Genomic DNA, 25793 nt, shown 5'->3' on the forward strand with positions numbered 1-25793 from the left:
CGCTCGGCCCGGCCCCGTGGTCGAGCCGGACGTCACTCTCCGGAGCTGCACGTGCGCATCCTGCTGCTGTCCACCGCCGACACCGATCTGCTCGCCGCCCGCGCCAGTGCCGCCGACTACCGCCTCGCCAACCCCACCCGGGTCGACGTGGCCGCCGTACCGGCCCTGCTCGACGGGGTCGACCTGGCCGTCGTACGGCTGCTCGGCGGGCGGCAGGCGTGGCCGGACGGCCTCGCGGCGGTGCTCGGCTCAGGGGTCCCCACGATCGTGCTCGGCGGCGAGGCGGTGCCTGACGCGGAGCTGATGGCGGCGTCCACGGTGGCCTCCGGGGTGGCCACCGAAGCGCTGTCCTACCTGGTGGAGGGAGGCGCGGAGAACCTCGCCCAGCTGGCGCGGTTCCTGTCCGACACGGTCCTGCTCACCGGGGAGGGCTTCGACCCGCCCACCCCCACCCCGCCGTACGGCATCCTCGACCGGCGCCGCCCGACCGCCCACGCAGACCCGACCGCCCAGTCAGACCCGACCGACCAGGCGGATCAGGCGGCCGGACCGGACGGGCGGCAGGGCGGCGGTGGGCGGCCCACGGTGGGGATCGTGTTCTACCGGGCGCACGCGTTGGCCGGCAACACCGGTTTCGTGCAGACCCTGGCCGACGCGGTCGACACGGCCGGCGGCGAACCGCTGCCGATCTTCTGCGGCTCGCTGCGCGGGCTCACCCCGGGCGACGGGCCGCTGGACCTCTTCGCCCGCTGCGACGCGCTCGTCGTCACCGTCCTCGCCGCCGGCGGGACGGTCGCCGCCGACGCCTCCGGCGGGGGCGACGAGGACGCCTGGGACGTCGGCGCGCTCGCCGCCCTCGACGTGCCGGTGATCCAGGCGCTCTGCCTGACCAGCACCCGGGAGCAGTGGGCGGCCAGCGACGCCGGGCTGTCCCCGCTGGACGCGGCCATGCAGGTGGCCATCCCCGAGTTCGACGGCCGGATCGTCACCGTGCCGTTCTCGTTCAAACGCATCGACGCCGACGGGCTGTCGGTCTACGCCGCCGACGCCGAGCGGGCCGCCCGGGTCGCCGGGATCGCCGTCCGGCAGGCCCGGCTGCGCCACCTGCCCATCGCCGACAAGCGGGTGGCGATCGTGCTCAGCTCCTACCCGACGAAGCACTCCCGGGTCGGTAACGCCGTCGGCCTGGACACCCCCGCCTCGGCGGTCCGCCTGCTCGCCGCCCTCGCCGCCGAGGGGTACCACCTCGGCGACGCGCCACCACCCACCGACGGGGACGCGCTGATCCACGCGCTGATCGCCGCCGGGGGCCACGACGTCGAGTGGCTCACCCCGGAACAGTTGTCCGCGGCCGAGGCCCGGGTGCCGGGGGAGACCTACCGGCGCTGGTTCGACCAGGTGCCGGCCGACCTGCGGGACCGGATGCGGGAACACTGGGGTGAGCCACCCGGTCAGCTCTACACCGACGACGGGGACATCGTCCTGGCCGGGCTGCGGTTCGGCAACGTCACCCTGCTGATCCAGCCGCCGCGCGGCTTCGGCGAGAACCCGATCGCCATCTACCACGACCCCGACCTGCCGCCCAGCCACCACTATCTCGCCGCGTACCGGTGGCTGGCCGCGCCGGTCGACGACGGCGGCTTCGGCGCGGACGCGGTGGTGCACCTCGGCAAGCACGGCACCCTGGAGTGGCTGCCCGGCAAGGGCCTCGGCCTGGCTGCCGACTGCGCCCCCGACGCCGTCCTCGGTGACCTGCCGCTGGTCTACCCGTTCATCGTCAACGACCCCGGCGAGGGCACCCAGGCCAAGCGGCGGGCGCACGCCGTCGTCGTCGACCACCTGGTGCCCCCGATGGCCCGCGCCGAGACCTACGGCGAGCTGGCGAAACTCGAACAACTGCTGGACGAGTACGCCACCGTGCAGGCGCTCGACCCGGCGAAGGTGCCGGTGGTCCGGGGGCAGATCTGGGAGCTGGTGCGCGCCGCCGAACTCCACCACGACCTGCACACCGAGGCGATGCCGGCCGCCGACGACTTCGACGACTTCGTGCTGCACCTCGACGGCTACCTGTGCGAGGTCAAGGACGTGCAGATCCGCGACGGGCTGCACGTCCTGGCCGGGGTGCCCACCGGTGAGGCCCGGGTCAACCTCGTCCTGGCCGTGCTGCGCGCCCCGCAGGTGTGGGGCGGCAGCCGGGCCCTGCCCGGCCTGCGGCAGGCCCTCGCCGCCGGCTACGGCCTCGACGAGCAGGCGTTGCTCGCCGAGCCCGGGGCCCGGGTGGCGGTGCCGGCGGCGCTGACCGACGTCGTCGACGGGCCGGCGGTCACCGCCGCCGACGCGGTGGACCTGATCGAGGCGCTGGCCCGGCGGCTCGTCCTGGGCATGGAGACCCTCGGCTGGGACGCCGACCGGGCCGACGCGGTGGTCACCGAGGTGACCGGTGACGGCTGCCCCGACGCCGTCGAGGTGCTCCGGTTCGCCGCCCGCGAGGTGGTGCCCCGGCTGGACCGCACCACCGACGAGATCACCCACACCCTCGGCGCGCTCGCCGGCCGGTTCGTGCCGCCCGGACCGTCCGGGTCGCCCACCCGGGGCCTGGTCAACGTGCTGCCCACCGGCCGAAACTTCTACTCCGTCGACCCGAAGGCGATCCCCAGCCGCAACGCCTGGGACGTCGGGGTGGCGCTGGCCGACTCGCTGCTCGCCCGCTACCTCGCCGACACCGGCGAGTACCCGCGGTCGGTCGGGCTGACCGTGTGGGGCACCAGCGCCATGCGTACCCAGGGCGACGACATCGCCGAGGTGCTGGCTCTGCTCGGCTGCCGGCCGGTGTGGGACGACAGGTCGCGGCGGGTCACCGGCGTCGAGGTCGTGCCGGTGGCGGAACTGGGCCGGCCCCGGGTCGACGTCACGGTCCGCATCTCCGGCTTCTTCCGCGACGCGTTCCCGCACGTCGTCGCCCTCCTCGACGACGCGGTACGGCTGGTCGCCGCCCTCGACGAGCCGGCCGGGGACAACTATCTGCGCGCGCACGTGGCCGCCGACCTCGCCACCCACGGCGACGAGCGGCGGGCCACCGCCCGGATCTTCGGCTCCAAGCCCGGGGCGTACGGGGCGGGGCTGCTGCCACTGATCGACGCCCGCAACTGGCGCACCGACGCCGACCTCGCCGAGGTGTACGCCGTCTGGGGCGGCTACGCCTACGGCCGGGGCCTGGACGGGCGGGAGGCGCGGGCCGACATGGAACGCTCCTTCGCCCGGATCGCGGTGGCGGCGAAGAACCAGGACACCCGCGAGCACGACATCGTCGACTCCGACGACTACTTCCAGTACCACGGTGGGATGGTGGCGATGGTGCGGCACCTCACCGGGGCCGCTCCGGCCGCGTACGTGGGCGACTCGGCGATGCCGCACGACGTGCGTACCCGCACCCTCGGTGAGGAGACCCGGCGGGTGTTCCGGGCCCGGGTGGTCAACCCGAAGTGGATCGCGGCGATGCGCCGGCACGGCTACAAGGGCGCGTTCGAGCTGGCCGCCACCGTGGACTACCTGTTCGGCTACGACGCCACCGCCGGGGTCGTCGACGACTGGATGTACGAGCGCCTCGCCGAGGCGTACCTGTTCGACGGGCAGACCCGCGAGTTCCTGGAGCGGTCCAACCCGTGGGCGCTGCGCGGCATCACCGAACGGCTCCTGGAGGCCGCCGACCGGGGCCTGTGGGCGGCTCCCGAGCCCGCCACCCTGGACCGGCTGCGGGAGACGTACCTGGCCACCGAGGGCGACCTGGAGGAGCGACAGTGAGCGCGAGGAGTGAGCCGGGTCTGCGAGCCCCGCAGTCGCGAACCGAGGCCAGCTCAGTGAGCGGGTTTCCCTTCTCGGCCGTGCTCGGCATGGACGACATGCGGCTGGCGCTGCTGCTCAACGCGGTCAGCCCGGCGATCGGCGGGGTGCTGGTGCGGGGCGAGAAGGGCACCGCCAAGTCGACCGCCGTGCGGGCGTTGGCCGCGTTGCTCCCGCCGGTGGACCGGGTCGCCGGGTGCCGGTTCGGCTGCGACCCGGCCGCCCCCGACCCGACCTGCCCGGACGGCCCGCACCCGGGTGCGGGCGGGCACGAGGATCCGGCCGCCGGGCCGGTCGAGCGCCGCCCGGCCCGGCTGGTGGAACTGCCGGTCGGCGCCGCCGAGGACCGGGTGGTCGGCTCGCTCGACCTGGAGAAGGCCCTCGCCGAGGGGGTACGTGCCTTCGAGCCGGGCCTGCTCGCCGCCGCCCACCGGGGGGTGCTCTACGTCGACGAGGTGAACCTGCTCCACGACCACCTGGTCGACCTGCTCCTGGACGCCGCCGCGATGGGCCGCTGCCACGTCGAACGGGAGGGCGTCTCGGTCAGTCACGCCGCCCGCTTCCTCCTGGTGGGCACGATGAACCCGGAGGAGGGTGAGCTGCGTCCGCAGCTGCTCGACCGGTTCGGGCTGACCGTCGAGGTGGCGGCCAGCCGGGACCCGGCCGTCCGGGTGGAGGTGGTGCGCCGCCGGCTCGCCGCCGACGCCGACCCGGTCGGGTTCGCCGCCCGGTGGGCCGCCGCCGACGCCGAGGTCGCCGCCCGGGTGGCCGCCGCCCGGGGCCGGCTCGACGGGGTGCTGCTGCCCGACGCCGCGTTGCGGCAGATCGCCGAGGTCTGCGCCGCGTTCGACGTGGACGGGATGCGCGCCGACATCGTCACCGCCCGGACCGCCGTCGCGCACGCCGCCTGGCAGGGCCGGGACCGGGTGACCGCCGACGACGTCCGGGTCGCCGCCCGGCTCGCTCTGCCGCACCGCCGTCGCCGTGACCCGTTCGACACCCCGGGCCTGGACGAGAAGCGCCTCGATGAGGCGTTGCAGCGGGCCCGCGACGAGCATCCCGACGACGATCCGCCGGACACCGGGCCGGCCGGTCCGGGTGACCCGACCGGCGGGCCGGACGGTGCCGGCCCCGGTGGGTCGGGCGGCCCCTCGGCGGGCGGCCCCGGCGACGGGTCGGGCCCGCAGTCACCCGACGACGCCGGTGGGCCGCAGGATGACACCGGCGGGCCGCAGGACGCCGATGGTCCGCCGGGCCACGACGAGCATTCGCGCGCCCGGACCGGTCCGGCCTTCCCACAGTCCGGGGACGACCGGTGGCCGGACCGCATCGACGACGGCGGGCCGGACGACGACGGCGGGCCCCGCGCCGACGGCCGGTCGGGACGCCCCGACGACGGGTCGGCCGAGCACGCCGGCACCCGTCCCGGGCGACCCGACCAGGGCGGCACCACCAACCCGGGTGACCCGGCGGGCGTCGGCTCGGTGGCCGTACCGCAGCGGGGGTTGACGGCCCGGTTGTTCACCGCGCCGGGGGTGGGTGACGGGGTGCCCGGCCGGCGTTCCCGGGCCCGGACCGGGCGCGGGCGGACCACCGGGACCCGGGTGCCCACCGGTCGGCCGGCGGCGGTGCACCTGCCGGCGACCCTGCGCGCCGCCGCCCCGCACCAGGCCGGGCGGGGCCGGTGCGGCGGCCGGCTGCTGCTGCGCCCCGACGACCTGCGGGAGGCGGTCCGGGAGGGCCGCGAGGGCAACCTGGTGCTGTTCGTCGTCGACGCCAGCGGCTCGATGGGCGCGCGGCAGCGGATGTCGGCGGTCAAGGGTGCGGTGCTGGCCCTGCTCACCGACGCCTACCAGCGGCGGGACACGGTGGCGGTGGTCGCCTTCCGGGGTACCGGGGCGCAGGTGCTGCTGCCGGCGACCTCGTCGGTGCTGGCCGCGTCGGCCCGGCTGGCCGAGTTGCCCACCGGCGGGCGTACCCCGCTGGCGGAGGGGCTGCTCGCCGCCGCCGACCTGCTGCGGGTGCAGCGGCTGCGGGACCCGCGACGGCGTCCGCTGGTGCTGGTCGTCACCGACGGCCGGGCCACCGCCGGGCACCGGCCGCTGGACCGGTCGGCACGCGCGGCGGCCGTGCTCGCGGCCACCGGCGCGCCCTGCGTCGTGGTGGACTGTGAGTCCGGCCCGGTCCGGCTGCACCTGGCCCACCGGCTGGCCGGTCAGCTGGGCGCGGCCCACCACCGCCTGGACACGGTCACCGCCGACCCGTTGGCCGGGCTCGCCACCGTCGGAGCGAATCGGAGCGTGCGCTGATGCCGCAGGGAAAGCCGGAACACGTCCCCGCCGACGGGTTGACCACCCGGCAGCGACGGCACCGCCCGTTGACCATCGTGCACACCGGGCAGATGAAGGGGAAGTCGACGGCTGCGTTCGGGTTGGCGCTGCGGGCCTGGACGGCCGGGCTGCCGATCGGGGTGTTCCAGTTCGTCAAGAGCGCCAAGTGGCGGGTCGGCGAGGAGAACGCCTTCCGGGCCCTGGGCCAGGTGCACGCCGACACCGGGCAGGGTGCGCCGGTGGCCTGGCACAAGATGGGCGAGGGCTGGTCGTGGATCCAGCGCGGCGGCGACGCCGACCACGCCGCCGACGCCCTGGAGGGCTGGCGGCAGATCCAGCGCGACCTGGCCACCCAGCGCTACGGCTTGTACGTCCTGGACGAGTTCACCTACCCGATGAAGTGGGGCTGGGTGGACGTCGACGAGGTGGTCGACACCCTCACCCACCGGCCCGGCTTCCAACACGTGGTGATCACCGGCCGGGACGCCGACCCGCGGCTGGTCGAGGCGGCCGACCTGGTCGCCGAGCTGACCAAGGTCAAGCACCCGATGGACGCCGGCCAGAAGGGCCAGAAGGGCATCGAGTGGTGACCGGACCGAGCCGCCGCACCGACCAGCGCCGCCCGCCGGGCAACGCGCCGGCCGGTCATCCGGGTGGCACCGCGCCGGGCGTGCCGCCGTCGGCCCCACCGACCGGCCCGTGGGTGCTGCCCCGGCTGGTGGTCGCCGCCCCGGCCAGCGGGCACGGCAAGACCACGGTCGCCACCGGGCTGCTCGCCGCGCTGCGCCGTCGGGGTCTCACGGTCAGCCCGCACAAGGTCGGCCCCGACTACATCGACCCCGGCTACCATGCGCTCGCCGCCGGCCGTCCCGGCCGCAACCTCGACCCGTGGCTGGTCGGGGAAGAGCTGATCGCCCCGCTGCTGCGGCACGGCGCGAGCGTCCCCACCCCCGCCGACGTCGCCGTGGTGGAGGGGGTGATGGGGCTGCACGACGGGGCGGTCGGCCGGGGCGGCTACGCCTCCACGGCGCACGTCGCCACGCTGATCGACGCGCCGGTGCTGCTGGTCCTGGACACCACCGCGCAGGGCCGCTCGGCCGCCGCGCTGGTGCTCGGCATGCGCGCCTTCGACCCGGCGGTACGCGTCGGCGGGGTGATCCTCAACCGGGTCGGCTCGCCCCGGCACGAGTCCCTGTTGCGCGACGCGCTCGCCGAGGTGGGCGTACCGGTGCTGGGGGCGGTGACCCGGGCCGTCGAGGTGGCCGCGCCGGCCCGGCACCTGGGGCTGGTGCCGGTCGCCGAACGGGCACCGGAGTCACTGGCCGTCGTCGACGCGCTCGCCGGGCTCGTCGCGTCCACCGTCGACCTCGACGCGGTGGTCGACCTGGCCCGCAGCGCCCCACCGTTGACCGTGGACGCCTGGGACCCGGGCACCGCCGTCGGCGGCCCGGCCGGCGGGGGCCGTCCGGTCGTCGCGGTCGCCGCCGGAGCGGCCTTCACCTTCTCGTACGCCGAGACGGCCGAACTGCTCACCGCCGCCGGCGCGACCGTGGCCCCGTTCGACCCGCTGCGTGACCCGGCCCTGCCCGCCGGCACCCGGGCGGTGGTCATCGGTGGCGGCTTCCCCGAGGTGCACGTCGAGGCGTTGAGCGCCAACACCGGGCTCCGTGCCGAGCTGGCCGGCTTCACCGGGCCGGTGGTCGCCGAGTGCGCCGGGCTGCTCTACCTCGGCCGATCCCTGGACGGGGTGCCGATGTGCGGGCGGCTCGACCACCACGCCCGGATGTCCGGCCGGCTCACCCTCGGCTACCGCGACGCGGTCGCCGCCACCGACTCCCCGGTCCACGCCGCCGGCGACCGGGTACGCGGCCACGAGTTCCACCGCACCGTCACCGACCCCGGGCACGGCGACCGGCCCGCCTGGCACTGGGACGACACCGCCCACGGTTTCGTCACCGGGCAGGTGCACGCCTCCTACCTGCACACCCACTGGGCGGGTCACCCCCGGGCGGCCCGCCGGCTGGTCGAGGCGGCGGCCCGGTGACCGGCCTCGGTGCGGACCACCCGCCCGTCGCCGCCACGCTGACCGGGGTGGGGGTCGGACCGGGGGACCCGGAACTGCTCACCCTCAAGGCGGTGCGGGTGCTGGCCGAGGCCGACCTGGTGGTCGTACCGGTGCTGGACCGGCTGGCGGCGGACCCGGCGACGCCCCCCGGCCGGGCCGAGACGACGGTCCGCGCGCACGTGCCGGCGGACCGGCTGCGCCGACTGCCGTTCGCCCTGGAGGACCGGGGCGGGGTGACCGCGCGCCGGGAGGCCGCCTGGGACGCCGCCGCCCGCGCCGTCGTCGACGCGTTCGACGCCGGGGCCCGCTCGGTCGCGTTCGCCACCATCGGCGACCCCAACGTCTACTCCACCTTCACCTACCTGGCCGACGGGGTCCGGGCGCTGCGGCCGGCGGTGCGGCTGCGCACGGTGCCCGGGGTGACCGCCATGCAGGAGCTGGCCGCGCGCAGCGGCGTCCCGCTGTGCCAGGGGCGGGAGCCGCTGACCCTGCTGCCGGCCACCGCCGGCGCGGCACCGGTCGCCGACGCCCTCGCCGGGCCCGGCACCGTGGTGGTCTACAAGGGCTGGCGACGGCACCGGGAACTCGTCGACGAGCTGCGCCGGTACGACCGGCTCGACGACGCGGTGCTCGGCTGCGGCCTCGGCCTGCCCGACGAGCGGATCGGGCCGGTCGACCCGGACGACGAGCTGCCCTACCTGTCGACGCTGCTGGTCCCGGCCCGCCGGGACCGGCGGGGAGGAAAACTGTGACGTCCACCGGAAAGGTGTGGTTCGTGGGGGCCGGGCCCGGCGCCGCCGACCTGCTCACCCTGCGCGCCGCCCGGGTGATCGCCGACGCCGACGTGGTGATCTGGGCGGCCAGCCTGGTGCACGCCGACGTGCTGGCCCACGCCCGCCCCGACGCCGAGATCGTCGACTCGTCGCAGCTGCCCATCGAGGGGGTATTGCCGCTGTACCGGCGGGCCGCCGCCGACGGGCTCACCGTGGCCCGGATCCATTCGGGCGACCCGGCGCTGTGGGGTGCGGTGCAGGAGCAGCTCGACCTGTGCCGGGCCCTCGACCTGGCGGTGGAGATCGTCCCCGGGGTGTCCTCGTTCACCGCCGTCGCCGCCATCGTCGGCCGGGAACTGACCATCCCCGAGGTGGCCCAGTCGGTGATCCTCACCCGGCTGGAGGGCGGCAAGACGCCGATGCCGGCGGGGGAGCGGGTGCGCGACTTCGCCCGGCACGGCACCACCATGGCGCTGTTCCTGTCCGCCGCCCGCGCCGGGCAGGCCCAGACCGAACTGCTCGCCGGCGGCTACCCGGCCGACACTCCGGTCGTGGTGGCCTACCAGGCGACCTGGCCTGACGAACTGGTGGTGCGGTGCGCCCTCGGCGACCTGGCGGCCACCGTCAAGGAACACCGGTTGTGGAAGCACACCCTGTTCCTGGTCGGGCCGGCGCTGGCCGCCACCGGCACCCGGTCGCACCTCTACCACCCCGGGCACTTCCACACCTTCCGCCGGGCCGAGCCGGCCGCCCGCGCCGAGCTGCGCCGGTCCCGCGCCGCCGTGGAGGACGCCACCCCGTGACGTACGCCGAGCCGCCGCTGCGCGAGCCGGACCTGCCGCGTACCGCGAAGGTCCGGCCGGTGGCGTTGCGTACCGGCTGGACCACCGGCGCGTGCGCGACGGCGGCGGCGAAGGCGGCGGTGACCGCCCTGGTCACCGGCGTGCCCCCGACGGAGGTGGAGATCGGGCTGCCCGCCGGCCGGCGGGTGACCTTCGCGGTGGCCCGCTGCGACCTGACCGCCCGGCCCGAACCAGCGGCGGAGGCGGTGGTGGTCAAGGACGCCGGGGACGACCCGGACGTCACCCACGGCGCGCACCTCACCGCGACCGTCGGTTGGCGGCCCCGGCCCGGCCTGGAACTCGCCGGTGGGGACGGCGTCGGCACCGTCACCCGCCCCGGGCTCGGCCTCGCCGTCGGCGGGCCGGCCATCAACGACACCCCCCGCCGGATGATCGGCCAGGCCGTCGCCGAGGTGGTCGACCTGGCGGAGGTGGGTGTCCGGGTGGTGATCAGCGTGCCGGGCGGTGAGGTGATGGCCCGCAAGACCACCAACCGGCGGCTCGGCATCGTCGGCGGCATCTCGATCCTCGGCACCACCGGCGTCGTCAGGCCGTTCTCCACCGCCTCCTGGCGGGCCAGCGTGGTGCAGGCGGTGCACGTGATGGCCGCCCAGGGGCAGCGGACGGTGGTGCTGTGCACCGGCGGGCGCACCGAGCGGGCCGCCCGCGCGTTGCTGCCGGAGCTGCCCGAGGTGTGTTTCGTCGAGGTCGGCGACTTCACCGGCGCGGCCGTCACCGCCGCCGTGGGCGACGCGATGACCGGGGTGGTCTTCGTCGGGATGGCCGGCAAGCTGGCCAAACTCGCCGCCGGCATCCTGATGACCCACTACACCCGGTCGAAGGTGGACCTGTCGCTGCTCGGCGCGGTCACCGCCGAGGCCGGTGGCGACGCCGACCTGGTGGCGGCGGTGCTGGCGGCGAACACCGGCCGGCACGCCTACGAGCTGTGGGAGGCCGCCGGGCTGCTGCGTCCCGCCGGTGACCTGCTCTGCGCCCGGGTCCGCCAGGTGCTGCGCCGCTTCGCCGGGCCGACGCTCACCGTCGACGTGGCGATGGTCGACTTCACCGGCGAGCGCCTGGTCGCCTCCTCCGGCCGGTGGCCGGCGTGACGCGCCCGCAGCCGCTCCCCGGCCCGGCCCCGGTCGTCGGGGTGCCGGAGCCGGTCGTGGTGCTGGGGATGGACGCGGCCGGCCGGCCACTGCCGCCACCGGCGCTCGCCGCCCTGGCCGGGGCCGGGCTGGTCGTCGGGGCGGCCCGGCACCTGGCCGCCGTGCCGGTGCCGGCCGGCGTCGACACCGTCACCCTCGGCCCGCTCGCCCCGGCGCTGGCGCGACTCGCCGCCGCGCAGGCCGCCGGGGTTGCGGCCGTGGTGCTGGCCAGCGGCGACCCCGGCCTGTTCGGCGTGGTACGCCGGCTGCGCGCCGCCGGGCTGCCGGTCCGGGTGCTGCCGGCGGTGTCCAGCGTGGCCGCCGCGTTCGCCCGCGCCGGGCTCGACTGGGACGGCGCGGTGGTGGTGACCGCCCACGGCCGGGAGTTGGGCCCCGCGCTCAATGCCTGCCGGGCACTGCCCGCCGTCGCCGTGCTGACCGCGCCGGACGCCGGGGCCGCCGAGCTCGGGGCCGGGCTGGCCGGCTGGTCCCGCCACCTGCTGGTGGCCGAGCACCTCGGTACCCCCGCCGAGCGGGTCACCCGGGTCACCCCGGAGCAGGCCGCCGGCCGCCGCTGGGCCGACCCGCACGTCGTGCTCAGCCTCGCCGCTGCGGCCGACGACGCCGGTACGACGCCTGCCGGTGCGGCCGACGATCCCGGTGCGACGCCCGCCGGTGCGGGTGGTGCGGCCGGGTGCGGTGGCACTGTCGGGCCGGTGCGCCGCGACAACCAGCCGGCCGCCGCGCCCGCCGGGGGCTGGGCGCTGCCCGAGTCCGCGTACCGGCACCGGGACTCGATGATCACGAAGGCCGAGGTGCGGGCGCTGGCCGTCGCCCGGTTGCGGCCCCGGCTCGGTCGACTGGTCTGGGACGTCGGCGCGGGCAGCGGCTCGGTCGGCATCGAGTGCGCGCTGCTCGGCGCGGCGGTGATCGCCGTGGAGCGGGATCCCACCGCGCCGGTCGCCGGCAACGCCGCCCGGCACGGCGTCGACGTCCGGGTGGTGACCGGTGACGCGCCGGCCGTCCTGGCCGGGTTGCCCGATCCGGATGCCGTCTTCGTCGGCGGTGGCGGGACCGACGTGCTGACCGCCGTCACCGACCGCCACCCCGACCGGGTGGTGGTCACCCTGGCCGCCCTGGACCGGGTGGCCCCGGCCGTGCACCTGCTGCGCGCCGCCGGCTACACGGTGACCGGCAGCCAGCTCGCCGCCGCCCGCCTCGCCGACCTGCCCGGCGGGTCCGTCCGACTCGCGGCCACCAACCCGGTGGTCGTCCTCACCGGGGAGCGCCCGTGACCACCACCGCACCACACCGGCACCGGGACACCCCCGGCACCGGCCCGCACCGGGTCGGGCTCGTCGCGGCCACCGCCGCCGGCCGCCGGCACGCCCGTACCCTGGCCGCCGCCTGGCCGCACGCCCGGCTGGTCGAGGCCGACGGGGTCGCCGACGCGCTGCGGACCGCCTGGACGACGTGCGACGCGGTGGTGGCGTTCCTGGCCACCGGCGCGGTGGTCCGGGTGCTGGCGCCGCTGCTCGGCGACAAGCGCACCGATCCGGCGGTGGTGGTGGTCGACGAGGCCGCCCGGCACGCCGTCGCCCTGCTCGGCGGGCACGCCGGGGGCGCGAACCCGCTCGCCGCCGAGGTGGCCGCGCTGCTCGACGCCCGGCCGGTGGTCACCACCGCCACCGACGCGGTCGACCTGCCCGGCCTGGACGCCCTCGGCTGGCCGGTCGAGGGTGCGGTGGCCGCGGTGTCCCGGGCGATCCTCGACGGCGAGCCGGTCCGGCTGGTCGCCGACGCGGTGTGGCCGTTGCCCGCCCTGCCGCCCAACGTCCACCCCGGACCGCCCACCGGGGAACACCCGCAGGACGGGTACCGGGTGCTGGTGACCGACCGCATCGTGCCGGTCGACGACCGCACCGTCGTGCTGCGACCCCCGTCCCTGGTCGCCGGGGTCGGCTCCAGCCGGGGGGTGGCCGCCGCCGAGGTCGACGCGCTGCTGCACCGGGCGCTCGCCGACGCCGGGTTGAGCCCGGCCAGCCTGCGCTGCCTGGCCAGCGTCGACGTGAAGGCCGACGAGGAGGGCATCCGGGCCACCGCCGACGCGCTCGGCGTACCGCTGCGGACCTGGCCGGCGGCGGAGCTTTCGGCGGTGGACGTGCCGCACCCCAGCGAGGTGGTCCGGGCCGCCGTCGGCACGCCCAGCGTCGCCGAGGCGGCGGCGTTGCGCGACGGCGGCACCCTGCTGGTGCCCAAGACCGCCTCGGCGATGGCCACCGTCGCGGTCGCCCGGCACACCCCGCGCGGCCGGCTGGCGATCGTCGGCCTGGGCCCCGGGGCGGCCGACCTGCGCACCCCGCGCGCGGTGGCCGAGTTGCGCCGGGCCGCCGTGGTCGTCGGTCTCGACCAGTACGTCGACCAGGTCCGTGACCTGCTGCGGCCGGGCACCCGGGTGCTCGCCAGCGGGCTCGGCGCGGAGGAGGAACGGGCCCGTAGCGCCGTCGCCGAGGCCACCGCCGGGCACGCCGTCGCGCTGGTCGGTTCCGGCGACGCCGGGGTGTACGCGATGGCCAGCCCCGCCCTGGAGTACGCCGACGAGCGGATCGACGTGGTCGGGGTGCCCGGGGTGACCGCCGCGCTGGCCGCCGCCGCCCTGCTCGGTGCGCCGATCGGCCACGACCACGTCTACCTGAGCCTGTCCGACCTGCACACCCCGTGGGCGGTGATCGAACGGCGGGTCGCCGCCGCCGCCGAGGCGGACCTGGTGGCGCTGCTGTACAACCCGCGTAGCCGGGCCCGGGACTGGCAGCTCGGCGCGGTGCTGGCGACGTTCGCCGCGCACCGCCCGCCGCAGACCCCGGTCGGGGTGGTCCGCAACGCCAGCCGCCCCGACGAGCAGGTCCACCTGGCCACCCTGGCCACCTTCGACCCGACCGTGGTCGACATGTACGGGCTGGTGGTGGTGGGCAGCTCGCAGACCCGGCTGGTCGGTGGCCGGATGGTCACCCCCCGGGGCTACCGGTGGCGCGGATGACGCCCGCCGTGCCGGTGCCCGCCCCGGTCGGGGTGCCGCCGCCGGTGGTGATCGACGCCTGCCAGGGCTGCGGGGCCTGCCTGCTGACCTGCCCCACCCACGCGATCCGCCCGGTGCCCGGGGGCCTGACCGTCCGGTCCGACCGCTGCACCGGCTGCCTGGAGTGCCTGGAGATCTGCCCGGTGGACGCGATCCGGGTCACCACCGACCGTCGAGGAGCACCATGACCAGCATCCACCCGGCCCGCCGCCGGCCCACCCCGGGAGGTGCGCGGTGAGCCGGGTCGTCCACCCCATCGAGCGGGAGTCGTACCGGATCCTGCGGGAACGGGTCGACCTGGGCGGCCTGCCGCCGCTGACCCGGGCGGTCGTCGAGCGGGTGGTGCACGCCAGCGCCGACCTCGACTACGTCACCGACCTGGTCTGCGACGAGGCGGCGTTGGCCGGCGGGCTGGCCGCGCTGCGGGCCGGGGTGCCGATCGTCACCGACGTGGCGATGGTGGCCGCCGGGATCACCGGCGCCGGGCGGGAGATCGTCTGCCCGGTCGCCGAACCGGCCGCCGTCGCGCTGGCCCGGCAGACCGGTCTGACCCGGTCGGCGGCGGCGGTGCGGATCGCGCTGGACCGGGTCGGCCCGGGTGCGGTCTGGGTGGTCGGCTGCGCGCCGACGGCACTGGTCGAACTGATCGGCGTGGCCGCCGACCCGGCGCTGGTGGTCGGATTGCCGGTGGGCTTCGTCGGGGCCGCCGAGTCCAAGGCGGCGTTGCGGGCCAGTGGCCTGCCCGCCGTGTCCAACATCGGCGAGAAGGGTGGCTCGGCGGTCGCCGCCGCCGCCCTCAACGCCCTGCTCTACCTGGAGGAAACATGACCGCACTGGTCATCGTCGGGCACGGCACGCGCAGCGCGGCCGGGGTCGACCAGTTCGCCGCGCTCGTCGACCGGGTGCGGGACCGGGCGGGGGTCGCCGTCGGCGACGTCGAGGGCGGGTTCATCGAGCTGTCCCGCCCGCCGCTGACCGACGCGGTGACCGCGCTGGTCGCGAAGGGTCACCGGGCGCTTGTCGCGTTGCCGCTGGTGCTCACGGCCGCCGGTCACGGCAAGGGGGACATCCCGGCCGCGATGGCCCGCGAGCAGGAGCGCCACGCCGGCCTGACCTACCGGTACGGGCGACCGCTCGGCCCGCATCCGCTGCTGCACAGCGTGCTGGAGGAACGGATCGACGCGGCGTTGGCCGGGGCCGACCGGGCCGGCACCTGGGTGGCGCTGATCGGGCGGGGCGCGACCGACCCGGACGCCAACGCCGAGGTGGCGAAGGTGGCCCGGCTGCTGTGGGAGGGGCGCGGCTACGCCGGCGTGGAACCGGGGTTCATCTCGCTGGCCGAGCCCTCCGTGCCGGCGGTGCTCGACCGGTTGCGCCGGCTCGGCGCCCGCCGGATCGTGGTCGCCCCGTACTTCCTGTTCGCCGGGGTGCTGCCGGACCGGATCGTGGCCCAGTCGCAGGCGTACGCGGCCGACCATCCCGACCTCGACGTCCGGGTCGCCGACCTGATCGGCGACTGCGACGCCCTGGCCGACCTGGTGCTGGAGCGGCACGCCGAGGCGGTGCGGGGGGACATCCGGATGAACTGCGACACCTGCGCCTACCGGGTGCTGATGCCGGGCTTCGCCGACAAGGTGGGCCGCCCGCAGACCCCGCACGACCACCCCGACGACCCGGTCGACGGCCACGGCCACCACCATCACGGCCACCACGGCCACGGCCACCACGGCCACGGCGGCCACGGCCACGGCGGGCACGGCGGCCACGGCCACGGCGGGCACGGCGGCCACGGCCACGACGGCCACGACCACGACCACGTGCCCGGTCCGGGGCGGGCCGCGACCCCGGTCCGCTGAGGGGGCCGCCGGTCAGCCGGCCAGCGCGCGGGCCAGGGCGAAGCCGAGCGCCGCCGCGCCCAGCCCGGCGAGCACGCTGACCAGGACGTTGGCCAGCGCGTACCGGCGGTCGCCGGCCCGGGCCAGGCGTACCGTCTCGTAGCCGAAGGTGGACCAGGTGGTCAGCGCGCCGCAGAAGCCGGTGCCGACCAGCGCGGTCACCGTCGGTCCGGCGGGCACCCCGGCCACCGCGCCGAGCAGCAGCGACCCGGCGACGTTGACGGTCAGCGTCCCCCACGGGAACCGGGAGTCGTGCCGGGCCTGCACGGCCCGGTCGGTGAGGTAGCGCAGCGGCGCGCCCAGCGCCGCGCCGAGCGCGATCAGCAGCACGGTCACCGGGCCTCCCGCCGGCCGGTCCGCCCCGCCGCCGGGCCGCCCGGCCCGCCGCCGGGGCGGCGTCGGTCGGCGCGGTCCAGCAGCCGGCCCGCCAGGGCGTCACCGGCGGCGACGGCCGTGAGCCCACCGACCAGGGTGGCGGCCAGGTAGGCCAGCGCCGTCGTGGCGGCCCCGGCGGCCAGCGCCAGGTGCACGTCCATGGCGTACGCGGAGAAGGTGGTGAACCCGCCGAGCACGCCCACCCCGAGCAGCGGCCGGACCAGCGGGCCGGCCCGCCGTCGGCCGAGCACCGCCATCAGCGCCCCGATCAGCAGGCACCCGGTGACGTTGACGGTGAAGGTGGACCAGGGGAAACCGGTCGGGGAGTGCGGCAGGGCGGCCTGCACCCCGGCGCGGGCGAGCGCCCCGAGCGCCCCACCTGCGGCGACCACGCCCAGCACGGCGGCCGGGTGCGCGGCCAGCTCGCCCCGGTCGGCCGGGACCCGCAGGTCGACGTCGGGATCGACGCGCCGCGACGACGGTGACGTCACCGGGACCTCCCACCAGTTCGGGAGCACTGGCAGGGACCGTTGGCGCGTCCGCGCGGTTCTCCCGGTCGGGCCGGGACGGCGGGCCCCACCGCCGACTCGTCCGTGAGCATAGCCCGGCCGGCCCGGGTGCCGTGGCGGGTGCCCGCCGACGGCGTACGGTCGGCGGGGCGGCCGGTGGTCGTCGTGCCCCGACCGTCAGCGGCACGACGGTCGGCGTGCCCCGATCGTCAGCGTGCCCCGACCGTCTCAGGAGGAGCAGTGCCGGAGCGTAGCCCGTACCCCCGTGAAGCGGACCTCGCCGGGGGGACCGACGGCGCTGCGGTGCCGCCGGCCCGGACCGCGGCCCACGACATGTTCGACGCCGACGTGGCGTCCCGGGGGCTCGGCATCGAGTTGGTCCATGCCGCCGACGGCACGGCGGTGGCCCGGATGCGGGTGACCGCCGGGATGCTCAACGGTCACCGCATCGGCCACGGCGGGTTCGTCTTCCTGCTCGCCGACACCGCCTTCGCGCTGGCCTGCAACACGCACGGCCCGGCCACCGTCGCGGCCGGCGGCGAGATCAGCTTCCTGCGCCCGGTCCGCGAGGGCGATCTGCTGACCGCGTCCGCCACCGAACGCGTCAGCTACGGCCGCAGCGGCATCTACGACGTCACCGTCACCCGTGACGGCGAGGTGGTGGCCGAGTTCCGGGGGCGCAGCCGCACCCTCGCCCGCCCCGCGACGACTGACGGGGTTTGCCGGACGTCCGACGGGAAACAGGGTCGGTAGGGGACGGTCCGCTGTGCACCGTCCACGCACGACGGCCGACGATCGCAGTGATTTCCGGTATTTCGCCCTGCTTTGGCTGGGTTTTATTGACATCGCCCTGCCCGGCGGAGAAGACTCGCCCTTCTGATCTGCCAGGCGACGAAGGGTGACCGAGTCCATGACCAGATCGACGATCGTCGCGGCGGTGCTCGCCGTCGCCCTGACCGCGCTGGCCGGCTGCGACGCCGGTGAGAGCGTCGACGTCGACGGCGGGTCCACCGCCGGAGGATCGACGGGCGGCACGCTCACCGCCGCCATCGGCGGGGAACCCGACCAGCTCGACCCGCACAAGACGTCGGCCTACCACAGCTTCCAGGTGCTGGAGAACGTCTACGACACCCTGGTCGAGCCGGACGCCGACCTGAAGATGGGGCCCGCGCTGGCCACGAAGTGGACCACCAGCAGCGACCAGCTCACCTGGACGTTCACCCTCCGCGAGGGGGCCCGCTTCTCCGACGGCTCGCCGCTGACCGCACAGGACGTCGTCTACTCCTACCGGCGGATCATCGACGAGAAGCTGAACGCGGCGTACAAGTTCGCCACCGTCAAGACGGTGACCGCGCCCGACCCGGCCACGGTGGTGGTCACGCTGACCGCGCCCACCCCCAACCTGCTGGCCAACCTCGGCGGTTTCAAGGGCGTCGCGATAGTTCAGAAGGCCAACGTGGAGTCGGGCGCGATCACGACCCGGCCGGTGGGCAGCGGCCCGTTCGCCGTCGCCGCCTACACCTCCGGCGACACCATCAAACTGACCCGCAACGACGCCTACTGGGGGCCGAAACCGAAGCTCGACGGGGTCACCTTCACCTTCGTCAAGGACCCGACGGTGGCCCTGCAGAACCTGCGCGGCGGCGAGGCGCAGTGGACCGACAACCTGCCACCCCAGCAGGTGCCGACCCTCAAGGAGGACGGCTCGGTGACCGTCGCCACCACCCCCTCCACCGACTACTGGTACCTCGCCCTCAACGAGGCACGCAAGCCGTACGACGACGTGAACGTGCGCCGCGCCGTCGCGTTCGCCCTGGACCGGGAGGCGATCACCAAGGCCGCCAAGTTCGGCCAGGCCACCGCCAACCAGACCGCCATCCCCAAGGGCAGCTCCTGGTACTACGACTACGCGCCGTACCGGCACGACCCGCAGCAGGCCCGGCAACTGCTCGGCGGGGCCGGCGTCACCGGCCGCACCATGGACCTGATGGTCACCAGCGAGTACCCGGAGACGGTCACCGCCGCCCAGGTGATCGCCGCCCAGCTCGCCGAGGTCGGGATCAACGTCAAGATCCGTACCCTGGACTTCGCCCAGTGGCTCGACGAGCAGGGCAAGGGCAACTTCGACGCCTTCCTGCTCGGCTGGCTGGGCAACCTCGACCCGGACGAGTTCTACTACGCCCAGCACCGCACCGGCGGCACGTTCAACTTCCACAAATACAGCAACCCCGCCGTCGACACCCTGCTCGACCAGGGCCGCACCCAGACCGACGAGGCCGCCCGCAAGCAGACGTACGAGCGGGCCGCCAAGCAGATCGTCGACGACGCCAGCTACATCTACCTCTACAACCCGGACGTGGTGCAGGGCTGGTCCCCCAGGGTCACCGGCTACCAGGTCCGCTCCGACCGGGCGATCCGGTTCCGCGACGTCGCCCTGAACCGCTGAGGGGGCGAGGTGGGACGCTTCGTCCTGCGGCGGCTGCTCCAGTCGGTCGTCGTCCTGCTCGGGGTGACCCTGGTGGTCTTCCTGCTGCTGCAACTGGTCCCCGGCGACCCGGTCCGGGTCTCCCTGGGCACCCGCTTCGACCAGCAGACCTACGACGCGCTGCGGGAACGCTCCGGGCTGGACCGCCCGCTGGTCGTGCAGTACCTCAGCTACGTCGGCAACGCCCTCACCGGTGACCTCGGGGTGAGTTTCCGCAGTGGTCGGCCGGTCACCACGATCGTGCTGGAACGGCTGCCGGCCACCGGATCCCTGGCGGTGACCGCCGTGCTGCTCGCCCTGCTCGTCGCCTTCCCGCTCGGGGTGCTCTCCGCGGTGCGCAGCGGATCGTTCGTCGACCACGCCGCCCGGGTGTTCAGCCAGTTCGGCGTCTCCGTCCCCGACTTCTGGACGGGCATCATGGGCATCCTGCTCTTCGCCGGGGTGCTCGGCTGGCTGCCCCCGTCGGGGTACGTGCCGCTCACCGACGACCCGGTGGGCTGGGCCTCGCACGTGGCGTTGCCCGCCGCCGCCGTCGGCCTGGTCACCGCCTCCATCCTCACCCGGTTCATCCGGTCCTCGGTGCTGGAGGTGCTCGCCGAGGACTACGTCCGCACCGCCGAGGCCAAGGGGCTGCGCCCCCGGGTGGTGGTCGTGCGGCACGTGCTGCGCAACGCGCTGATCCCGGTGGTCACCGTGGTCGGGGTGCAGGTGGCCAGCCTGATCGGCGGGGTGATCGTGATCGAGGTGCTGTTCGCCTGGCCGGGCGTCGGCCGGCTCACCTACGACGCCGTCCAGGCCCGCGACTATCCGGTGCTGCAGGGCGCGGTGCTCTTCGTGGCCACCCTGTTCCTGCTGGTGAACCTGCTGGTGGATGTCCTCTACGCCCGCCTCGACCCGAGGATCACGCTGCGATGAGCGCCGGGGACCGGGCGTCGACCCCCGCCGCCCTGCCGCCTGTCGACCAGGTCGACGACCGCCCGTCGGCAGCGGCCGTCGAGGCGGGTGCGCTGCGCCGTGCGCTGGCCGCGCTGCGGCACGACCCGCCGGCCGTCGCCGGCACGGTGGTGCTGCTGGTCCTGCTGGTCGTCGGGCTGGCCGGGCAGTGGCTCGCGCCGGCCGGGATCAACGACGTGGACGTCGAGGAGATGCTGCGTCCACCCAGCGGCGCGCACCCGTTCGGCACCGACGAACTGGGTCGCGACGTGCTCAGCCGGGTGCTGGTGGCGGCCCGGGTGTCGTTGCAGGTGGGCCTGGTCAGCGTCGGCATCGCCCTGGCCGTCGGGGTCACCGTCGGCCTGCTCGCCGGCTGGTACGGCGGCTGGGCGGACAACGTCCTCATGCGCGCCATGGACGTGCTGTTCGCCTTCCCGGTGCTGCTGCTCGCCGTGGCGATCGTCGCGGTCCTCGGCCCGGGGCTGGTCACCGCGATGACCGCCATCGGGGTGGTCTACACCCCGATCTTCGCCCGGGTGACCCGGGGGAGCGTGCTGGCCGTACGGGAGCAGGTCTTCGTCCGGGCCGCCGTCTCCATCGGCACCTCCGACCTGCGCATCCTGCGCCGGCACGTGCTGCCCAACATCGCCGCCCCGCTGATCGTGCAGACCTCGCTGTCGTTGGCGTTCGCGATCCTGTCCGAGGCGGCGCTGTCCTTCCTCGGATTGGGCGTCCAGCCTCCCGCGCCGGCCTGGGGCCGGATGCTCTACGACGGGCGCGGGTTCGTCACCGACGCCTGGTGGCTGGGGTTCTTCCCCGGCGCGGCGATCTTCCTGACCGTGTTGGCGTTCAACCTGGTCGGGGACGCCCTGCGTGACGTGCTCGACCCCCGCCAGCTCACCGTCGGCGAAGCCCGCAGGAGCACCCGATGAGCGGAGGCGCCGTACCGTCGCCCCGGGTCGCCGGGGACACGCCGGTGCTGGAGATCAGCGACCTGACGGTCACCCTCGGCACCCGCAACGGCCCGGCCCGCGCGGTCGCGGGAGTCGACTGGTCGGTGGCCCCCGGCGAGACCCTCGCCCTGGTCGGGGAGTCCGGCAGCGGCAAGAGCATGACCGTGCTCGCCGCCACCGGGCTGGCCCCGCGTTCCGCCACCGTCACCGGCCGGGTCCGGCTGCTGGGCCGGGACCTGACCGACATGTCCGGGTCGGACCGTCGCCGGTGGCGGGGCCGGCACGTCGGTTTCGTCTTCCAGGACCCGATGACCACACTCAACCCGGTGCTGACCGTCGGCCGGCAGGTCGCCGAGGCGTGCGAGGAACACCTCGGGATGAGCCGGCGGCAGGCCCGTTCCCGCGCCGTCGAGCTGCTCGACCTGGTCGGTATCCCGGCACCCGGGCGGAGGGTGGACGCCCACCCGCACGAGTTCTCCGGCGGGATGCGGCAACGGGTCGTCATCGCGATGGCGCTGGCCTGCGAACCGGCCCTGCTCATCGCCGACGAGCCGACCACCGCGTTGGACGTCACCACCCAGGCGCAGATCGTGGAACTCGTCGCCGACCTGCGCCGCCGGCTCGGCACGGCGGTCGTCTGGATCACCCACGACCTCGGGGTCGTGGCGGGGATCGCCGACACGGTAGCGGTGATGTACGGGGGCCGGATCGTCGAGCAGGGCCCGGTCGACGCGGTCCTCGTCGCGCCGGGGCACCCGTACACCCGGGCCCTGCTGGCGGCCCGGCCCCGGCCCGGCGCGGCGGGGGAGGAACTGGCGGCGATCCCGGGTGCGCCGCCCAGCCCACTCGACCTGCCGCCCGGGTGCGCGTTCTGGCCCCGCTGCCCGGTACGCGGGGACGCCCGCTGCGCCCACGAGCTGCCCCCGCTGGTCCCGATCACCCCCGCCCACCTGGTGCGCACCTTCTGTCCCACAGTCGCCGGGGACGACCCGGACCAGGCCGTCCCGGAGGACCGATGAGCACGGGAACCATCGCCGAACTCGACGACCTCACCGTCTGGTTCCCCAATCCCGGTGGCCCGCCGGTGCGGGCGGTGGACGGGGTGTCGCTGACCGTACGGGCGGGCGAGACCCTGGGCCTGGTGGGGGAGTCCGGCAGCGGCAAGTCGACAACCGGCCTGGCGTTGCTGCGGCTGGTGGCCCCGACCGGCGGCCGGATCGTCGTCGGCGGCCAGGACGTCACCGACTGGTCGCGTCGCCGGCTGCGCGGGCTGCGTCGCCGGGTGGCCATGGTCTTCCAGGACCCGCAGGCGTCGCTGGACCCGCGCCGCACGGTCGGCGCGAGCATCGCCGAACCGTTGGTGGTGCACCGGCTGGCCCCCTCGGCGCAGGCCCGCCGGGACCGGGTCGCCGAACTGCTCGACCTGGTGGGCCTGCGACCGGAGACGGCCGGCCGGCACCCGCACGAGCTGTCCGGCGGGCAACGCCAGCGGGTCGGCATCGCCCGCGCGTTGGCCGGGGAACCCGACCTGATCGTCCTCGACGAACCGATCGCGTCGCTCGACCTGAGCGTGCAGGCGCAGATCATGAACCTGCTCCGGCGGTTGCAACGGGACCTCGGGCTCACCTACCTGTTCATCGCGCACGACCTGGCCGCCGTGGAACACCTCAGTGACCGGATCGCGGTGATGTACCTGGGCCGGATCGTGGAGACCGGCACCCCGGCGCAGCTGTGGCGGGAGCCGGCCCACCCCTACACGGCGGCGCTGCTGTCGGCGGTCCCGGTGGCCGACCCCCGGGTGGAACGGAACCGGCGGCGGATCATCCTCACCGGTGACCTGCCCAGCCCGACCGACCCGCCGAGCGGTTGCCGGTTCCGCACCCGCTGCCCGCAGACCCGTCCCGCCTGCGCCGACACCGACCCGCCCCCGGTCGAGGTGACCCCCGGCCACCGGGCCGCGTGCCTGTTCGCCGGGGAGGCGGTACGCGCCATGCGCGCCGACCCACCCGCCGACGGACCCCGGTAGCGGCGGGTCAGGCGGCGCGCGCCGGTAACGGCACGGCGGGCGGCGGCAATCCCTTCCCCCGTCGTCGCCGCCCGGTCGGCGGCCCCTGGACAGCGCGGACGCCTGCCGGTCGGGTCGGCAGCGGCACGACGACGGCCAGCCGTCGGGCGGCCCGCCCCGGCAGCGCCGTCGGTCGTCCGGCCCCGGCCGGCGTCCACGCCGGCCGCCCACCCTCGGCGTGCCCGGACCACAGGCGTGGCCCGTGACGCCTGGCGGTCCCGGCCCCGGCCGCTCGCGGCCGGGATTCCCGGTCGGGTCCGCCGCCAGCCGTGGCATGACCCGTGCCGACCCCCGTGGCCAGGCTGCGCGGGAGGTGCCCGGCCACCCCGGCCGCGGCCGCCGCCCGGCCCGCCCCGGGCCGCTGACCGGCGGACCCCGCGCGGTGGGCCCGGCCGGCGGACCCGGCCCGGCGGCCCGGTGCCGCCGCCCGGGTGGCCCCGGTCTGCTGGCCCGGTGCGGCCCGGTGCGCGGGCGTCACCCGCCCCGAGACCCCGACCCGCCAGGTCACTGCGACCCGTCCGGCGACGGTGCCGACCGGTCCGGCGGTCCCGGCCCGTGCGGTACCGGTGCCGGCCTGCCCGGCGGACGCGGCCCGGCGGGTGAAGTCGGCGCGGACCGAGCGGGGCAACCGGTCGGACGCGCAGCGCCGCAGGACCGGGTCGGCCACCACCAGCCCGCCCCGGGCCGAAGGCGTCAGGAGGCCGGCGTCGGTGAGCCGGCGCAGCGCCCCGGCGACCCGCTCCGGTGCCCAGCCGAGCAGCACGGCCACGGCCGGGGCGGTGACCGGCACGTCGAGCGTCGCGGCGGCCATCAGCACCGCCCGGTGGACGCCGTCGCACCGGTCCAACCGGGCGGCGGCGCGCCGACGCAGCGACTCGGGCAGCGCCGGCTCCACCACCGGGCCGGCCGGCGGACCACCGTCCGGGTGCGGGCGGGGCACCGCCTCGACGTAGGCGGCGGCGTGGCCGGGCCGGCCGGCGACCAGCGGCAGCAGGCGGGCGGCGGCCGCAGCCGGCCGGCCGGAGCCGACGAGCAGCCGGCGCAGCAACCGGCCGGTGTGCAGGGCGCCCAGCGGGGCCAGCGCGACCCGGTGCCGGCCGGCCGGCGCGGGCAGCGGGTCGGTGCGGTCCGGCCGGTGGGTGGCCAGCACCGCCAGCGGCAGGCCGCGGTCGGTCGCGGCGGCGAACAGCGCGTGCAGGAAATGTCCCAGCTGCGGGGCCGCCCGGTCCAGGTCGTCCACGCCGACCACCACCGGCCGGCGGGCAGCCAGGGCGAGCAGGATCCGGCGTACCGCCGCCGCCCCGGCGACCGCCGACCGGTCCGGTGCGTCCAACAGCGCGGCGAGCGCCGCCACGGTCGGCCCGACCTGGCCCGCCGGGACCAGCCCGTCGACCAGGGCGGCCAGCCGGGGGCGGACCGCGACCGGCGGGTCGCCGGCGGGCAGCCCCGCCAGGTCCCGCAGCAGCTGTGCGACCGGTCCGAACACCTGCTCCGGGTACGGCGGGCAGTGCGCCACCGCCCAGCGCACCGCCCGGCCGTCGACCTCGGGCAGCCGGTGGCGCAGCTCGGCCAGCAACCGGCTGCGGCCGATCCCGTCCGGGCCGGTGAGGGCCACCCACCGTGGACGATGCTCACGGACCGCCCGGGTGAGCTGGTCCAGGACGGTGGCGACCTCCCGGCGTCGACCGATCAGCGGGCCGTCGTGCCGGACCGGCAGGTGGCGGGTCGGCCGGGTGACCCGCCAGACGTCCACCGGCAGCGCCTTGCCGGTGAGGCTGGCCGGGGCGAGGGCGTGCTGGTCGACCAGGCCGGCGGTGGCCCGGTGGGTGGCCGCGCAGACGACGACACCGCCCGCCGGGGCGTACTCCTGGATGCGGGCGGCGGTGGTGAGGACCGCGCCGGAGGCCATGCCGTGCCCGCCGTCGCGGGCGGCGGCCAGGTCGACCACCGCCTCGCCGGTGGCGACCCCGACCCGGACCCGCAGCGTCACCCCGCCGGGCAGCGTCCGCCGGTCCAGCGCGGCCTGGATCTCCAGGGCCGCCCGCACCGCCCGGTAGCCGTCCAACCCGTCGGAGGTACGCGCACCGAACAATGCCATCACCGCGTCGCCCACGTACTTCTCCACCGTGCCCTGCCAGCGGCGCAGCACCCCGGCGACGGTGTCGAAATAGGCGAACTGCACCGCCCGGACGTCCTCCGGGTCGAGCCGTTCGGTCAACCCGGTCGACCCGACGATGTCGGCGAAGAGGACGGTCAGGGTACGCCGCTCCTGCGGCACCGGCCAGGGCGTCGCGGTGGCGTCTTCCCGACCGGTGCCGACCGTGGACAGTGGCATCACACCCACCCCTTTCCTGCGCGGTGCTGCTGATGACGACGATCGGAGACTGTCACCACCGGGCTGACGGGGGATCTGCCGAACGACGTATGTCTGCCGCTCGCCGCCTTTAGTCGCAATGTCGACGCGAGAGGTACCAATGCCGGATCAATCCCGTAGAACGGTGCGG

General features: G+C 76.2%; 20 protein-coding genes and 1 pseudogene. 18 read left to right on the forward strand and 3 right to left on the reverse strand.

Annotation, left to right across the window (positions count from 1 at the left end; translation table 11 throughout):
- Positions 1-51: 51 nt before the first annotated feature.
- From cobN to JQN84_RS23000, 12 genes and pseudogenes are all read left to right on the forward strand, one after another.
- On the forward strand, positions 52-3801 hold the full coding sequence (gene cobN / locus JQN84_RS22945) for a cobaltochelatase subunit CobN (RefSeq protein WP_204960584.1): 3750 nt from the start codon (positions 52-54) through the stop codon (positions 3799-3801).
- Complete coding sequence (locus JQN84_RS22950; protein ID WP_204960585.1) at positions 3798-6149, forward strand: VWA domain-containing protein; 2352 nt, start codon at positions 3798-3800, stop codon at positions 6147-6149. The genes cobN and JQN84_RS22950 overlap by 4 nt, the downstream gene beginning before the upstream one ends.
- Positions 6149-6760 carry a cob(I)yrinic acid a,c-diamide adenosyltransferase gene (cobO, locus tag JQN84_RS22955; RefSeq protein ID WP_204960586.1) on the forward strand — a complete coding sequence of 204 codons (612 nt, stop codon included), beginning with the start codon at positions 6149-6151 and terminating at the stop codon, positions 6758-6760. The genes JQN84_RS22950 and cobO overlap by 1 nt, the downstream gene beginning before the upstream one ends.
- Positions 6761-6840: 80 nt before the next feature.
- Positions 6841-8214, forward strand: coding sequence for a cobyrinic acid a,c-diamide synthase CobB (locus tag JQN84_RS22960; RefSeq protein ID WP_204960758.1), 1374 nt, complete (start codon positions 6841-6843; stop codon positions 8212-8214).
- Complete coding sequence (gene cobI / locus JQN84_RS22965; RefSeq protein ID WP_204960587.1) at positions 8211-8987, forward strand: precorrin-2 C(20)-methyltransferase; 777 nt, start codon at positions 8211-8213, stop codon at positions 8985-8987. Before JQN84_RS22960 ends, cobI begins: the two co-directional genes overlap by 4 nt.
- Positions 8984-9811 carry a precorrin-4 C(11)-methyltransferase gene (cobM, locus tag JQN84_RS22970; protein WP_088646742.1) on the forward strand — a complete coding sequence of 276 codons (828 nt, stop codon included), beginning with the start codon at positions 8984-8986 and terminating at the stop codon, positions 9809-9811. The genes cobI and cobM overlap by 4 nt, the downstream gene beginning before the upstream one ends.
- Complete coding sequence (locus JQN84_RS22975) at positions 9808-10959, forward strand: cobalt-precorrin-5B (C(1))-methyltransferase (RefSeq protein ID WP_204960588.1); 1152 nt, start codon at positions 9808-9810, stop codon at positions 10957-10959. The genes cobM and JQN84_RS22975 overlap by 4 nt, the downstream gene beginning before the upstream one ends.
- Positions 10956-12293 carry a precorrin-6y C5,15-methyltransferase (decarboxylating) subunit CbiE gene (gene cbiE, locus JQN84_RS22980; protein ID WP_307821401.1) on the forward strand — a complete coding sequence of 446 codons (1338 nt, stop codon included), beginning with the start codon at positions 10956-10958 and terminating at the stop codon, positions 12291-12293. Before JQN84_RS22975 ends, cbiE begins: the two co-directional genes overlap by 4 nt.
- The gene (gene cobJ, locus JQN84_RS22985) at positions 12290-14035 is read left to right on the forward strand and encodes a precorrin-3B C(17)-methyltransferase (protein WP_204960589.1); all 1746 of its coding nucleotides are present in this window, start codon (positions 12290-12292) and stop codon (positions 14033-14035) included. Before cbiE ends, cobJ begins: the two co-directional genes overlap by 4 nt.
- On the forward strand, positions 14032-14262 hold the full coding sequence (locus tag JQN84_RS22990; RefSeq protein ID WP_204960590.1) for a 4Fe-4S binding protein: 231 nt from the start codon (positions 14032-14034) through the stop codon (positions 14260-14262). Before cobJ ends, JQN84_RS22990 begins: the two co-directional genes overlap by 4 nt.
- A gap of 46 nt (positions 14263-14308) precedes the next feature.
- Positions 14309-14902, forward strand: a complete 594-nt coding sequence (locus tag JQN84_RS22995; protein ID WP_204960591.1) for a precorrin-8X methylmutase — start codon at positions 14309-14311, stop codon at positions 14900-14902.
- Positions 14899-15783, forward strand: a pseudogene (locus tag JQN84_RS23000) (sirohydrochlorin chelatase); the annotation flags it as partial. The gene JQN84_RS22995 and the pseudogene JQN84_RS23000, both read left to right, overlap by 4 nt.
- Before the next feature lie 159 nt (positions 15784-15942).
- Here JQN84_RS23000 and crcB read toward each other — a convergent pair.
- On the reverse strand, positions 15943-16305 hold the full coding sequence (gene crcB / locus JQN84_RS23005; protein WP_204960592.1) for a fluoride efflux transporter CrcB: 363 nt from the start codon (positions 16303-16305) through the stop codon (positions 15943-15945).
- Positions 16302-16835: a FluC/FEX family fluoride channel gene (locus JQN84_RS23010; protein WP_204960593.1), complete on the reverse strand. Its 534-nt coding sequence runs from the start codon at positions 16833-16835 to the stop codon at positions 16302-16304. The genes crcB and JQN84_RS23010 overlap by 4 nt, the downstream gene beginning before the upstream one ends.
- A gap of 258 nt (positions 16836-17093) precedes the next feature.
- On the opposite strand from JQN84_RS23010, the gene paaI reads away from it, so the two are divergent.
- The 6 genes from paaI to JQN84_RS23040 all read left to right on the forward strand — a co-directional run bounded on the left by paaI (position 17094) and on the right by JQN84_RS23040 (position 23250).
- Positions 17094-17606, forward strand: coding sequence for a hydroxyphenylacetyl-CoA thioesterase PaaI (paaI, locus tag JQN84_RS23015; protein ID WP_372446009.1), 513 nt, complete (start codon positions 17094-17096; stop codon positions 17604-17606).
- A 157-nt stretch (positions 17607-17763) separates the two neighbouring features.
- Complete coding sequence (locus JQN84_RS23020) at positions 17764-19299, forward strand: ABC transporter substrate-binding protein (protein WP_204960594.1); 1536 nt, start codon at positions 17764-17766, stop codon at positions 19297-19299.
- A gap of 9 nt (positions 19300-19308) precedes the next feature.
- On the forward strand, positions 19309-20253 hold the full coding sequence (locus JQN84_RS23025; RefSeq protein ID WP_204960595.1) for an ABC transporter permease: 945 nt from the start codon (positions 19309-19311) through the stop codon (positions 20251-20253).
- Positions 20250-21203, forward strand: coding sequence for an ABC transporter permease (locus tag JQN84_RS23030; protein WP_239485959.1), 954 nt, complete (start codon positions 20250-20252; stop codon positions 21201-21203). Before JQN84_RS23025 ends, JQN84_RS23030 begins: the two co-directional genes overlap by 4 nt.
- A complete protein-coding gene (locus JQN84_RS23035) occupies positions 21200-22243 on the forward strand; it encodes an ABC transporter ATP-binding protein (RefSeq protein WP_204960596.1) in 1044 nt (347 codons plus the stop codon). Before JQN84_RS23030 ends, JQN84_RS23035 begins: the two co-directional genes overlap by 4 nt.
- The gene (locus JQN84_RS23040; protein WP_204960597.1) at positions 22240-23250 is read left to right on the forward strand and encodes an ABC transporter ATP-binding protein; all 1011 of its coding nucleotides are present in this window, start codon (positions 22240-22242) and stop codon (positions 23248-23250) included. The genes JQN84_RS23035 and JQN84_RS23040 overlap by 4 nt, the downstream gene beginning before the upstream one ends.
- A 7-nt stretch (positions 23251-23257) precedes the next feature.
- Here the strand turns inward: JQN84_RS23040 and JQN84_RS23045 are convergent, their stop codons facing one another.
- Positions 23258-25624 (reverse strand): AAA family ATPase, encoded by a 2367-nt coding sequence (locus tag JQN84_RS23045; RefSeq protein WP_204960598.1) that lies wholly within the window; start codon positions 25622-25624, stop codon positions 23258-23260.
- Between the last annotated feature and the right edge of the window lie 169 nt (positions 25625-25793).

The organism is Micromonospora humidisoli (assembly GCF_016900955.1).
GTDB classification, from domain to species: Bacteria; Actinomycetota; Actinomycetes; order Mycobacteriales; family Micromonosporaceae; genus Micromonospora; species Micromonospora wenchangensis.

What these genes read in the sequence shown, in the direction of transcription:
- cobO (WP_204960586.1), top strand. Translation starts at nt 6,149, where the DNA reads ATGCCGCAGGGAAAGCCGGAACACGTCCCCGCCGACGGGTTGACCACC.
- JQN84_RS22990 (WP_204960590.1), top strand. Translation starts at nt 14,032, where the DNA reads ATGACGCCCGCCGTGCCGGTGCCCGCCCCGGTCGGGGTGCCGCCGCCG.
- JQN84_RS23020 (WP_204960594.1), top strand. Translation starts at nt 17,764, where the DNA reads ATGACCAGATCGACGATCGTCGCGGCGGTGCTCGCCGTCGCCCTGACC.
- JQN84_RS23030 (WP_239485959.1), top strand. Translation starts at nt 20,250, where the DNA reads ATGAGCGCCGGGGACCGGGCGTCGACCCCCGCCGCCCTGCCGCCTGTC.
- JQN84_RS23035 (WP_204960596.1), top strand. Translation starts at nt 21,200, where the DNA reads ATGAGCGGAGGCGCCGTACCGTCGCCCCGGGTCGCCGGGGACACGCCG.
- JQN84_RS23040 (WP_204960597.1), top strand. Translation starts at nt 22,240, where the DNA reads ATGAGCACGGGAACCATCGCCGAACTCGACGACCTCACCGTCTGGTTC.
- JQN84_RS23045 (WP_204960598.1), bottom strand. Translation starts at nt 25,624, where the DNA reads ATGCCACTGTCCACGGTCGGCACCGGTCGGGAAGACGCCACCGCGACG.